The sequence below is a fragment of the Streptomyces sp. enrichment culture genome (genome assembly GCF_964273255.1).
GTDB lineage: Bacteria > Actinomycetota > Actinomycetes > Streptomycetales > Streptomycetaceae > Streptomyces.
The window spans coordinates 305,369-317,515 of the sequence record NZ_OZ186835.1; the positions used below are offsets into that span (position 1 = coordinate 305,369).

General features: G+C 74.1%; 10 protein-coding genes. 2 read left to right on the forward strand and 8 right to left on the reverse strand.

Annotated features, from left to right (window positions below; genetic code table 11):
* The first annotated feature begins 1 nt into the window (after position 1).
* The gene (gene rfbC / locus ACSU53_RS01380) at positions 2-610 is read left to right on the forward strand and encodes a dTDP-4-dehydrorhamnose 3,5-epimerase (protein ID WP_437024369.1); all 609 of its coding nucleotides are present in this window, start codon (positions 2-4) and stop codon (positions 608-610) included.
* On the opposite strand, the gene ACSU53_RS01385 is transcribed toward rfbC, so the two are convergent.
* From ACSU53_RS01385 to ACSU53_RS01415, 7 genes are all read right to left on the reverse strand, one after another.
* Positions 600-1,403 (reverse strand): class I SAM-dependent methyltransferase, encoded by an 804-nt coding sequence (locus ACSU53_RS01385; protein ID WP_437024370.1) that lies wholly within the window; start codon positions 1,401-1,403, stop codon positions 600-602. The genes rfbC and ACSU53_RS01385 overlap by 11 nt on opposite strands.
* Positions 1,390-2,277, reverse strand: coding sequence for a dTDP-4-dehydrorhamnose reductase (gene rfbD, locus ACSU53_RS01390; RefSeq protein ID WP_437024371.1), 888 nt, complete (start codon positions 2,275-2,277; stop codon positions 1,390-1,392). The genes ACSU53_RS01385 and rfbD overlap by 14 nt, the downstream gene beginning before the upstream one ends.
* A complete protein-coding gene (rfbB, locus tag ACSU53_RS01395; protein WP_437024372.1) occupies positions 2,274-3,254 on the reverse strand; it encodes a dTDP-glucose 4,6-dehydratase in 981 nt (326 codons plus the stop codon). Before rfbB ends, rfbD begins: the two co-directional genes overlap by 4 nt.
* A complete protein-coding gene (locus tag ACSU53_RS01400; RefSeq protein WP_437024373.1) occupies positions 3,251-4,318 on the reverse strand; it encodes a glucose-1-phosphate thymidylyltransferase in 1,068 nt (355 codons plus the stop codon). Before ACSU53_RS01400 ends, rfbB begins: the two co-directional genes overlap by 4 nt.
* Positions 4,319-4,438: 120 nt before the next feature.
* Positions 4,439-4,618, reverse strand: coding sequence for a hypothetical protein (locus ACSU53_RS01405; RefSeq protein ID WP_437024374.1), 180 nt, complete (start codon positions 4,616-4,618; stop codon positions 4,439-4,441).
* Positions 4,619-4,790: 172 nt separating this feature from the next.
* Positions 4,791-5,210, reverse strand: a complete 420-nt coding sequence (locus tag ACSU53_RS01410; RefSeq protein ID WP_437024375.1) for a CBS domain-containing protein — start codon at positions 5,208-5,210, stop codon at positions 4,791-4,793.
* A 275-nt stretch (positions 5,211-5,485) separates the two neighbouring features.
* A complete protein-coding gene (locus ACSU53_RS01415; RefSeq protein ID WP_437024376.1) occupies positions 5,486-7,939 on the reverse strand; it encodes a SpoIIE family protein phosphatase in 2,454 nt (817 codons plus the stop codon).
* A gap of 443 nt (positions 7,940-8,382) precedes the next feature.
* On the opposite strand from ACSU53_RS01415, the gene ACSU53_RS01420 reads away from it, so the two are divergent.
* Complete coding sequence (locus tag ACSU53_RS01420; protein ID WP_437032967.1) at positions 8,383-10,521, forward strand: SpoIIE family protein phosphatase; 2,139 nt, start codon at positions 8,383-8,385, stop codon at positions 10,519-10,521.
* A gap of 138 nt (positions 10,522-10,659) precedes the next feature.
* Here the strand turns inward: ACSU53_RS01420 and ACSU53_RS01425 are convergent, their stop codons facing one another.
* Positions 10,660-11,964: a S1 family peptidase gene (locus ACSU53_RS01425; RefSeq protein ID WP_437024377.1), complete on the reverse strand. Its 1,305-nt coding sequence runs from the start codon at positions 11,962-11,964 to the stop codon at positions 10,660-10,662.
* Between the last annotated feature and the right edge of the window lie 183 nt (positions 11,965-12,147).

A 12,147-nucleotide genomic window follows, 5' to 3' on the forward strand; every position in this document is an offset into this window, starting at 1 on the left:
GGTGCGCGCGTTGGAGATCGAGGGCGCCTGGGTGCTCGAACCCAAGGTGTTCCCCGACGAGCGGGGCAGCTTCCACGAGTGGTACCGGGGCGAGGAGTTCCGCGAGGCGACGGGCTACGACCTGACCCTCGCGCAGGCCAACTGCTCCGTCTCACGGCGGGGCGTGCTGCGCGGGGTGCACTTCGCGGACGTGCCGCCCGGCCAGGCCAAGTACGTCACCTGTGTGCGGGGGGCGGTCCTCGACGTGGTGATCGACCTGCGGGTGGGCTCCCCCGGCTACGGACGCTCCGAGGCCGTCCGGCTCGACGACGACACCCGGCACGCGGTCTTCCTCAGCGAGGGTCTGGGCCACGCGTTCATGGCCCTGACCGACGACGCGACCGTGGTCTACCTCTGCTCGACGGGCTACGCGCCCGGCCGGGAGCACGGGGTGCACCCGCTGGACCCGGCCCTCGGCATCGCCTGGCCGGAGGGCATCGACCCGGTGCTGTCCCCGAAGGACGAGCAGGCGCCGACGCTGGCCGAGGCGGAGCGCCTCGGCCTGCTGCCGTCCTACGCTGCCTGCCGCGCACGCTACGACGAGCTGCGCGGCAGGGGCCTCAGCGACTGACGCCGACCTGTTCCAGGGCGCGGCGCAGGGGCTCCCAGCCCATGCGCCGCGGCAGGCCGCGGTTGCGGGCCTGGACGAGCGCCCGCCAGAAGCCGGCCTCCAGCAGCGCCTCGGGCGGCACCGCGCTGGCCCGCTCCAGGATCGACTCCGGGACCTTCTGCGGGTCGGGCACCTTGTACTCGGCCATGAGCTCGTCGTACGTGTCGTGCAGCACCGTATTCTCGGGGTCGGCGCCGAACACGACGAGCTGGCCGGTGGGCTGGGTGTCGACGAGGATCGTCACCAGGTCGGGGCGGTGGCGCGCCAGGACTTCGGTGATCTTGTAGACGTCTCCGGTCCAGGCTCCGGTGTGCCGGTCCCGGGCCGCCTCGTCCACGCTCCGCGGCAGCATGTCGTCGAACACGATCACGCTGGACCAGTCGGAGTGCTTCTCGACGTTCATGAAGTCGCGCAGCGCGTACTCGAAGAGGTGCATGCCGTCGATGAACGACAGGTCGAGCGTGGTGCGGCGCCAGTGCCCGATGGGGCTGCGTCCGCGGCGCAGGTTGCGCAGCGGATGGCGGCCGCCCTTGAGGTGGGCCAGGGGGTTGTCACGGGCGAAGAAGTCGTCGCTGGTGGCCTTCACCAGGTGGACGTCGCACTTGATCTCCGAGACGACCTTGAAGGCGGGGTCGATCGCGATGCTGGGGACGCGGGACAGGCGCAGGCTGCGCCCGTCGTTGACGCCGATCTCCAGGTAGTTGCGGTTCGCGCTGACCTTGTGCAGTTCCCGCAGGAACTCATGGCGTTTCACGAAGGGGACTCTCCTTGCGGATGCGGGGCAGTGCTTCGTGCAGGGCGGCGCGCCAGTCGCGGGGCTCCGGCAGGCCGGTCTCCCGCCAGCGGCCGTGTGCGAGGGCGCTGTAGGCGGGGCGCGGCGCGGGCCGGGGGAAGGCCGCGCCGGTGGTGGGCCGCACCCGTGAGGGGTCGGCGCCGACCAGGCGGAACACCTCCCGCGCCAGCTCGTACCAGGTGGCCTCGCCGGAGTTGGTGGCGTGGAAGACGCCGTGCGTGCCGTCGCCGACCCGGGGGCCGAGATCGGCGATGCGTTCGGCGACGTCCGCGCTCCAGGTGGGCTGCCCCCGCTGGTCGTCGACGACGTCGACGGTGGGGCGGCCGGCCTCGAGACCGATCATCGTCCGCACGAAGTTCTTGCCGTGGACCCCGTACAGCCAGGCGGTGCGCACCACGGCGCTCGCGCCGGGGAGTTCCTCCAGCACGGCCTGTTCGCCGGCCAGCTTGGAGCGGCCGTAGGCGGTGCGCGGGCCGGTGGGGTGGTCCTCGGGATAGGGGGTGCTGCGGGCCTCGCCGGAGAAGACGTAGTCGGTGGACACGTGGATCAGCCGGGCGCCGTGGGCGGCGCAGGCGCGGGCGAGCAGCCGGGGGCCGTCGCCGTTGATGCGGGTGGCGGCCGCCTCGTCGGTCTCGGCGTCGTCGACGGCCGTGTAGGCGGCGCAGTTGACCACCAGGGAGGGTGAGTGCGCGGCCAGGGTGCGCTCGACGGCGCCGGCGTCGGTGATGTCGAGGGCGGCCCGGTCCAGGCCGGTGACCGGCTCACCGCGCCGGGTGAGGGTGTCGACGACGTCCCGGCCGAGCATGCCGCCGGCGCCGGTGACCAGCCAGCTCACGGTCGCCCCCCGGTGACGCGCTGCTTGAGCGGTTCCCACCAGGCGCGGTTGTCCCGGTACCAGGCGACGGTCTCGGCGAGGCCGGTGGTGAAGTCGTGGCGGGGGCGGTAGCCGAGTTCGTCGCGGGACTTGCTCCAGTCGACGGAGTAGCGCAGGTCGTGTCCCTTGCGGTCCTCGACGTACTCCACGCTGTCCCAGTCTGCGCCGCAGGCGTCGAGGAGGAGGCCGGTGAGTTCCTTGTTGGTGAGTTCGGTGCCGCCGCCGATGTTGTAGACCTCGCCGGCCCGGCCGCGCGTGCGGACGAGGTCGACGCCGGCGCAGTGGTCGTCGACGTACAGCCAGTCGCGGACGTTCAGGCCCTCGCCGTAGAGGGGGACCTTCTTCCCGTCGAGGAGGTTGGTGACGAAGAGGGGGATGACCTTCTCGGGGAACTGGTGCGGCCCGTAGTTGTTGGAGCAGCGGGTGACGCGGACGTCCAGGCCGTGGGTGCGGTGGTAGGAGAGGGCGAGCAGGTCGGAGGACGCCTTGGAGGCGGAGTACGGGGAGCTGGGCTCCAGCGGGTACTCCTCGGTCGCCGAGCCCTGCGCGATCGAGCCGTAGACCTCGTCGGTGGACACGTGCACGAAGGTCTCGATGCCGTGCCGCAGGGCGGCGTCGAGCAGGACCTGGGTGCCGACGACGTTGGTGAGGACGAAGTCGGAGGCGGTCAGGATGGACCGGTCGACGTGGGACTCGGCGGCGAAGTGGACGACCTGGTCGGCCTCGGCGGTCAGCTTGCCGACGAGTTCGGCGTCCCGGATGTCGCCCTGGACGAACTCCAGCCGGGGGTGGTCGAGTTGCAGGTTGTCCAGGGTGCCCGCGTAGGTGAGCGCGTCCAGCACGGTGACGCGCGGCGCGTCGGGGGCGTCGTCCGCGAGGAGGGTGCGGACGTAGCGGGAGCCGATGAAGCCGGCGGCGCCGGTGACGAGGAGGTTCATGAGTGGATCTGCACCTTGCTGTGGTCTCCGAGGACGAGTCGGTGGGCGCTGGGCACGCTGGGCGCCGGGGTCACCTCGACGTGCCGGCCGATCAGCGAGGACTCGATGCGGCTGACGCCGTCGATGGAGGAGTCCCGCAGCACGATCGAGAACTCGACCTCGCTGTCGGTGATCCGGCAGTTCTCCGCGACGGAGGTGAAGGGGCCGATGTAGGAGTGGCTGACGACCGTGCCCGCGGCGATCACGGCGGGGCCGACGATGCGTGAGTTCACGATGCGCGCCCCTTCCTCCACGACCACGCGGCCGATGGCCTCGGAGGCGTCGTCGATGTCGCCGTCGAGACGCCGGTCGATCCCCTCCAGGACCGAGCGGTTGACCTCCAGCATGTCGACGACGTTGCCGGTGTCCTTCCAGTAACCCTGGATGACGGTACAGCGCACGTCCGCCCGCGCGTCGATCAAATGCTGGATGGCGTGGGTGATTTCGAGTTCGCCCCGCCAGGAGGGGGTGATGGCGCGCACCGCGTCGTGGATGAGCGGGGTGAAGAGGTAGACGCCGACCAGTGCGAGGTCGCTCTTGGGGGCTTCGGGCTTCTCCTCCAGCCCGACGACCTGGCCGGACGCGTCGAGTTCGGCGACGCCGAAGGAGCGCGGGTCGGCGACGCGGGTGAGCAGGATCTGCGCGTCGGGCCGGTGCCGGCGGAACTCCTCGACGAGCCCGGTGATCCCTCCGACGATGAAGTTGTCGCCGAGGTACATCACGAAGTCGTCGTCGCCGAGCCAGTCGCGGGCGATCAGGACCGCGTGGGCCAGCCCGAGGGGCTTCTCCTGGGGGATGTAGGTGACTTTGAGACCGAACGCCGAACCGTCGCCGACGGCCTCCTCGATCTCCGCGGCCGTGTCACCGACGATCATCCCGACGTCCGTGATGCCCGCGTCCGCGAGGGACTCCAACCCGTAGAACAGCACGGGCTTGTTGGCGACGGGCACCAACTGCTTGGCCGAGGTGTGGGTGATCGGCCTGAGCCGGGTTCCGGCACCGCCGGACAGCACGAGAGCCTTCATTCGACTCACCTTAGTGCTCTTCGGGCCCCACGGGCGTCATGTGTTGTGCTTGTTCATGACGACATCCGGTGAGAGAGCAGGTGAAGACCCCCGGGTTCCGCTTCGTACCGGGACCGGAGGTCAGTCCTCGCCCCGCACGATGTTGCCCTCGGCGTCCGTCCTCGGCGTGGCGGACCCGGTGCGGCCGGCGACGGCCGGCAGACAGGTCCGCAGGGGGTGCTCACCCCGCAGGCGCTGGGCCGTCGCCCACCCGGTCTCGGGCGGGCTGGGTCGTGCTTGGGTCTCGGTCTGCGTGGTCACGACGCATCATCTTCCTTCTGGATCCGCTGGCCCCCGGGTCCCCGGCCGTCCGGCGGGCAAACCACGGCGTCCGCTCCGCGTCCCCCGCGGCCGGGCCCGCACCCCTCCGGCGCTCCAACGCGGCGAGCGGTGACCGCGGTTGCCTCCCGCGCGGGCGTACGAAGCGGGGCGGTCAGGTTTGCGGGCGGGCCGCGCTGATCCCGGCGAGGGCGGAGTCCGGGTCGCGTTCCATCGCGGCGTCACCCAAAGAGATGACCCCGACGAGCTTCCCCGAGTCGACGACCGGCATCCGGCGCACCGCGTGCTCGCGCATCAGCCGTACGGCACGGTCCAGCTCGTCACCCGGCCCGACGGTCACCGGGTCCTCACTGCACGCCCGCGCCACGGTGGTCTGCTCGGGGTCCGTGCCGAGGGCGAGCGCGCGCACCACCAGGTCGCGGTCGGTGACCACGCCGCGCAGCCGGTCGCCGTCCGTGACCAGGACTGAGCCGAGGTCGCGGTCGCGCATGACCCGGGCGGTCTCGGCCACGGAGGTGTGCGGTCCGACGGTCGCCGGGGCGGAGGTCATGATGTCGCGGACGTACTGGGCCATGGCGGGTCCTCCCGTGGCTGGTCGCCGTACTCGGTTCCGCGCGCCGTGCGGGGCGCGCGGGGCCCGGGTACCCGGCCCGGACCGCCGGTCACCCGGCGCGGGCGCGGGGTAAGGCGCCGGCGCCCGGTCCCGCGTGTGCGCCCGCGCCCCGTCCCGCAGGTGTGCGCCGGCGCGCGTCGGGTGTGCGCGCCCCTTTCCCGCTCCCGGGTGGCGGCCCGGTCTCGGGCTCCCGGGCACCGGCCCGGTCGCACGGCTCCCGGCCGGCGGCCGGCTCGTCATCGGTCCCGGTCGAGGACGAACTCCGCCCACACCTGCTTGCCCCCGCTGACCGGGAGCGTCCCCCAGGAGTCCGACACGGCCTCCACGAGCAGGATGCCCCGGCCCCCGGTGGCCTCCCAGCCGATGCTGGTGGGCTTGACCGGGCTGCGGGGCGAGGAGTCGGCGACGGCGAGGCGCAGCCGGTTGTGGACGAGGGTGAGGTCCAGCCGGACCGGACCCTCGGTGTGCACCAGCGCGTTGGTGACCATCTCCGACACCGCCAGCAGGATCGGGTCGAGCGACTGCGGCACGCCCCAGGACCGCAGGGTGCGCCGGGTGAAGCGGCGGGCGTGTCCGACCGCCTGCGGCACCCGCCACACCGTCCAGGTCTCCCGCAGCGGACGCGACTCCATGCCGTCGTAGCGCACCAGCAGGAGCGCGATGTCGTCGGTGCGCGGAGCCCGGGCGAGCAGCGTGTCGGCGATGCCTCCGAGGTCCGAGGGGTCGGCACCGGACAGGTGGGCGGCGAGCCCCCGCATGCCCTCGTCGATGTCGGACTCGGGGGTCTCCACCAGGCCGTCGGTGGTCAGGGCGATCAGCGTGCCGGGCTGGAGGCGGAGCGGACCCATCGGGAAGTCGGCCCGGCTCACCACGCCGAGGGGCGGTCCGCCCTCGGCCTCGACGATCTCGGTGCGCCCGTCGGGCTGCCGCAGGACCGGGGGCGGGTGCCCGGCCCGGACGCACCAGGCCGAGCCCGCCTCCATGTCGACGTCGACATAGCAGCACGTGGCGAAGAGGTCGGACTCCATGTCCATGAGCAGCCGGTTGGCGTGGGACACCACGACGTCCGGGGGGTGCCCCTCCACCGCGTACGCGCGCAGCGCGGTGCGCATCTGGCCCATGAGGGTGGCCGCGGCGGCACTGTGGCCCTGGACGTCGCCGATGACGAGGGCGACGTGGTTGTCGGGCAGCGGGATCACGTCGTACCAGTCGCCGCCGAGTTCCAGACCGGCCGTGCTCGGCAGGTACCGGGCCACGGCGACGGCGCCGGGCAGCCGGGGCAGCCGGCGCGGCAGCAGCTGGCGCTGCAGCATGCCGACGAGTTCGTGTTCGGCGTCGAAGGCGCGGGCCCGCATCAGGGCCTGCCCGGCGAGACCCGCGGCGGCGGTGAGCAGCGCCCGCTCGTCGGGGCCGAACTCGTGCGGGGTGTCCCAGCCGATGAGGCAGGCCCCGGCCATGCGGTTCCCGGCGGGCAGCGGCAGGACGGCCAGGCCGCCGGGGCCCACCTCGGCGAGCGCGACCTCCAGGTCGCTGCCCGCGGACCAGATCCGGGGCCGGCCCTCGCGCAGCGCGGCGGCCAGGGTCGGCATGGAGCGCACGGGCGCGTCCGGCCACTCGCCGCGCCACTCGCTGCGCCACAGTTCCGGCCAGGACTCGGGTTCGGGCGGGTCGAGGACGGTGACGACGAGCCGGTCGCCCTCCAGTTCGGCGAGTGCGATGCGGTCGGCCCGCAGGGGGCGGCGCAGCGCGGCGACCACGGCCTGGCCCACGTCACGGACGGTGACCGCGGTGGCCAGTGCGGCGGCCAGGCGCTGGACGCGGGCCACGTCGGTGAGGTCGGAGCGCAGCGTGGAGGCGTCCGCCACGGAGCCCACCAGCCGGGCGGGGTTGCCCTCGCCGCCGGGCAGGAGGCGGCCGCGCAGCCGCAGCCACCTCGGCGGGCCGGTGGGCTGGAGCACACGGAACTCCAGCTCGCGGTCGCCGATCGACATGTGGTCCGCCTCGACCACGGACATCAGGGACGGCAGGTCCTCCGGCACGGTCAGGCCGAGCAGGGTCTCCACCCGGCCGTCGAAGTCGCCGGGGTCCAGGCCGAACAGGTCGAGGATGTCCTGGCCGACCCGCACCCGGCCGGAGTCCATGGCCAGGCTGAAGCCGCCGGGCGGCAGGTCGTCGCCGTCCGCCGGCACGGCGGGCGGCGGGGAGGTGAGGGCGTCGGCGACGAGGCCCAGACCGGTCCGGTCGTCGTGGTCGAAGCCGTCGGGGCGTTCGCTCACCGCGAGGAGGCAGCCGGCCCCCTGCCGCACGGGCAGCGCGGCGAGGAAGAAGTCGTACGCCGGGACGCGGCGGGAGTGGGCGTGCTCGGCCAGTTCCTTGGGGCCGAGCCAGACCGGCCGTCCGGTGCGCAGTGCCGCGGCGGCCGGGAAGCGGCCCGTCAGGGGGTAGCTGTCGCGCACCCCGTACAGGTTCCTCGGCACCCCGACCGACTCGACCAGGCACAGCACGTCGCCGTCCCTGCCGGGGGTGTAGAGGGCCGCGAAGGTGGCTCCGGCGAAGACGAGTGCCTGTTCGAGCACCCGTCGCACGCGCTGGGGGGACTCCTGATCGGCCGCGATCGTCCGGAGAGCACTTTCCGCGCGCAGCGTCCTCGTGCTGCGTTCCGCAGCGCCCTCACCGACCACGTTCGCCATTACAGCGCGTAAAGCACCCGGGCGCAGCCCCTGCGGCGCGTTCTGGCAGCAGACGGGGGAAGCGGCGGGCCGCGAGGCACCGGCCGCGAGGCACCGGCCGCGAGGCACCGCGGTCACTGGTGCGGCGGCGGGCGGAGCGGCCGGGGGCCGTCGCGGCCCCCGCTCCGGCCACCGCACGGCGGCGAGGGCCGGGCCGCCGGGGCGCGGCCCACGGGTGCCGGGTCCGGGCCGGGACCGCGGAGCGGCCCGGCGGGGCCCCGGCCGTTCGCCGTGCGCGTCGGGGCGGCACGGGGGAGATTGGGGTGCGCGGACCCGGCGTGCGGCCGGGCGAGGAGGTGGTCGGCGTGACCGAGGGACAGGGGCCCGCCCGACCGGAGGAGGTGCGGCCCCCGCTGCCGGGCGGCACGCCCCCGCGGGACGGCGTGCCGGCGGGGCACCGCCCGGTGGACGCCTTGCGCGCACCCACCGGGGGCGCGCGGCCGCTGGGGCGGCCGGTGCTGTCGCTGACGCTGGCCTCCCTGATGGACGAGGTGCAGGCGCACTCGGGTGCCGTGTACCTGCTCGCGCCCGACCAGCCGGTGCTGGAGATGGTGGTGACGGCGGGGCTGCCCCGCGCGTTCGCGGCGCCCTGGGAGCGGATCGGGCTCAGCGCTCCCCTGCCCGTGTCCGAGGCGGTGCGCGAGCGGCGGCTGGTGTGGGTGGGCGGCGAGGAGGAGATGGCGCGCCGCTATCCCCGCATCGCCGTGGTGCTGCCGTACCCCTTCGCGCTGGCGGCGCTGCCGGTCGCGACCCCGGCCCGGGCGTACGGCGCGGTCTTCGTGACCTGGCCCGGGTCGCACCCGCCGGAGCTGTCCGACGCGGAACGCGAGCACCTGACGGCCGCCTGCGACCGGCTCGCGGCGCGGCTGGAACGGGCCGTCGAGGAGCGCCTGCCGCTGCCGCCCGAGCCCGACCTGTCCGCCGCCGCCCTGGTGGGCGGGCCGGGCGGCACGCTCGGGTCGGTGGAGGCCGCGCGGATGGTGTCCCGGCTGCCGTACGGGCTGTGCTCGCTCGACGTGCACGGGCGGGTCGGTTTCGCCAACGCCGCGGCGACGGACCTGCTGGACGTGAGTGCGGAGAAGCTGCTGGGCAGGCGGCTGTGGACGTCCGTGCCGTGGCTGGACGACCCGGTCCACGAGGACCGCTACCGGGCCGCGCTGCTCAGCCAGCAGCCGACGTCGTTCGTGGCGCTGCGTCCGCCCGGCGACTGGCTGTCGTTCCGGCTGTACCCGAGCACCACCGGGCTGAGCGTGCGGATCAGCCGGGCGCGCGCCGTGACGGAGATGAACCGGCGTCCCCCCTCGCCGGCGACGGGCGACGCCCCGGCGCGGCTGGTGGACATCTCGCAGGTGCTGAGCCTGGCCGGGGCGCTGACCGAGGCGGTGGGCGTGCAGGACGTGGTGCAGCTGATCGCGGACGAGATCGCCCCGGCGGTGGGCAGCCAGGGCGTGGTGCTGCTCGGGTCGCGGGCCGGGCGCCTGGTCGTGCTGGGGCATCGCGGGTACCTCGACGCCCCGGTCGTGGAGCGGTTCGACGGGATGCCGCTGTCGGAGCCGACGCCGGGGGGCCAGGTGCTGCGGACCGGCGTGCCCGCCTTCTTCGAGTCCCGCCGGGAGCTGGAGCGGCTGTATCCGGTGCTGATCGTGAATCCGTCGACGTTCACGTCGTGGGCCTACCTGCCGCTGATCGCGTCGGGCCGCCCGGTGGGCACCTGTGTGCTCGCCTACGCGGCGCCGCACCGCTTCACCACCGAGGAGCGCGCGGTGCTGACCAGTCTGGCCGGGCTGATCGCCCAGGCCCTGGAGCGGGCGCTGCTCTACGACGCCAAGCACCGGCTGGCGCACGGACTGCAGGCGGCGCTGCTGCCGCACACCCTGCCGCCGGTGCCCGGTCTGGCGGCGGCGGCCCGCTACCTGCCGGCCACGCAGGGGATGGAGATCGGCGGTGACTTCTACGACCTGGTGCGGACGCGGAACACGGCGGCGGCGGTGATCGGGGACGTCCAGGGGCACAACGTCACGGCGGCCGGGCTGATGGGGCAGGTGCGGACCGCGGTCCGGGCGTACACCACGGTGGGGCAGCCGCCGGAGGAGGTCATGCGGAGCACCAACCGGCTGCTGCTCGACCTGGGTTCGGAGCTGTTCGCGAGCTGTCTGTACCTGCGTCTGGATCCGGCGTGCGGGCGGGCCGTGATGTCCCGTGCGGGTCATCCGCCGCCGCTGCTGCGCAGACCGGACGGGCGGGTGCGGGTGCTGGACCTGGCGGGGGGCCCGCTGCTGGGTGTCGACGGCGGGGCGGTCTATCCGACGACCGAGGTGGCCCTCTCCCCCGGCTCGCTGCTGGTGCTGTACACCGACGGTCTGGTCGAGTCGCCGGGCACCGACTTCGAGGAGGCCCTGGCCGCCCTGGGCCGGCGGCTGGCCGAACTCGGCGACCTGCCGCTGGACCAGCTGGCCGACGGCCTGGTCCGGTTCGGGGCCGACGTCGCGGATCACCGTCTGGACGACATCGCGCTGCTGCTGATCAGGACGACGGGCTCGTAGGGGCTCCGCCGTCCCACTGCCTGCCCGGCCCTCCCGTTTCGGAGGGAACGAGCGAGCGGGTCCGGCCCCCGCAGGGGGCGGGGGCCGGACCCGTGGCGCCGCGGGACGCGTCGAGGGGGGTGCACGCCCCGGGGCACGTCAGTGGGTCTCGGTCATGCCCTCCTCGCGGGCGCCCTGACCGGCGCCTTCACCGCCGCCCGCACCGTCCCGGCCGGCGCCGTCGCGCTGACCCGCGCCGGCGCCGGCCTGCTGACCCGCGCCCGCGGCACCGCCGCCCGCCTGCTGACCCGCGCCCGCGTCCTCGCCGCCCGCCGCGGCACCGCCGCCCGTGCCGAGGGTCGCGCCGACGGCGGCCAGCGCCGTGGTGACCGGCTGGAAGAAGGTCTCCCCGCCGTTGGTGCAGTCACCGCTGCCGCCGGAGGTGAGGCCGATGGCCAGTCCGTCGCGGGTGAACATGGAGCCGCCGCTGTCGCCGGGCTCGGCGCACACGTTGGTCTGGATGAGGCCGGTGACCGTGCCCTCCGGGTAGTTGACGGTCGCGTTCAGGCCGAGCACCTGGCCGTCGGCGAGCCCGGTGGTGCTGCCCATCCGGAAAACCTGCTGGCCGACGGTGGCCTCGGCCGCCTGGCTGATCTGGACGGTCTGGCCGCCGACGTCGACGTCGCTCGGCGCCTGGGTCGCCGGGTCGTCGTACCTGACGAGCGCGAAGTCGCCCTCGCCGGGGAAGACGGCCTGGTCGATGGTGGCGATCGGCGCGCCGCCCTGCTGGTCGGACCACTGGTTGCCGCCGAGCGCGCAGTGACCGGCCGTCAGGAAGGCGGGGGTGCCGTCGCTCGCCGTGACGTTGAAGCCCAGCGAGCAGCGGGAGTTGGCGGCGAAGATGGCGTCGCCGCCCGAGACGAAGGTCCGGAAGGTGCCCTTGGACTTCTTGAGGGTGGCCATGCCGGAGCCGAGGCTCTCGACGGTCGATTCCAGCCGGTCCCACTTGTCGCCGGTCACCGTGCTGTCCGCGGTGACCAGGATCTTGTTGGTGCGCGGGTCGACGGCCCAGGACGTGCCGGGGATGGCCGCCTCCGACGTCAGGGTCTGCGCTCCGGACTCCAGCTCGGTCATGCTGTTGTCGACCTCGCGCACGGCCGCGCCCGCCCGCTTGGCCTGCACGATCACCTGGTTGTTGTCGCCCTGGACGACGTTGACGACGAGCTGCTTCTTGCCGCTGTCGTAGTAGGCGCCGGCGTACGCGTCGCCGAGGAGCCCGGAGAGCTGCGAGGCGAGGTCCGAGGCGGCCGCCGCCTTCAGGGTCTTGGGCGCCGCCGCCGCTTCGTCCGACGCGCCGTCCTGCGAGGCGTTGGCGTTCGGGAGCAGGAGCGCGGCAGCGCCGAGCGCCACGACGCTCCCCGCCGCTATCGCGGCCTTGCGCTTCGGAATTCGCTTGTGACTCAAACTACTCGACCTCCTGGGGGGACCGGAGTCGGGCCGCCGTTCGGCAGCGGTGGGGCGCCTGGACGGCTGTTGGTACGCACGCGTCGGGTGGTGCGTTCAAATCCCGTGCGCAGCCGTCGCGTCGACGGTCGGGAACCGGCCGGTCCATCGCGCGGTGACGGGCACCCGCCGGCCCGGCCCGGG

What these genes read in the sequence shown, in the direction of transcription:
- rfbB (WP_437024372.1), bottom strand. Translation starts at nt 3,254, where the DNA reads ATGAACCTCCTCGTCACCGGCGCCGCCGGCTTCATCGGCTCCCGCTAC.
- ACSU53_RS01410 (WP_437024375.1), bottom strand. Translation starts at nt 5,210, where the DNA reads ATGGCCCAGTACGTCCGCGACATCATGACCTCCGCCCCGGCGACCGTC.
- ACSU53_RS01415 (WP_437024376.1), bottom strand. Translation starts at nt 7,939, where the DNA reads ATGGCGAACGTGGTCGGTGAGGGCGCTGCGGAACGCAGCACGAGGACG.
- ACSU53_RS01400 (WP_437024373.1), bottom strand. Translation starts at nt 4,318, where the DNA reads ATGAAGGCTCTCGTGCTGTCCGGCGGTGCCGGAACCCGGCTCAGGCCG.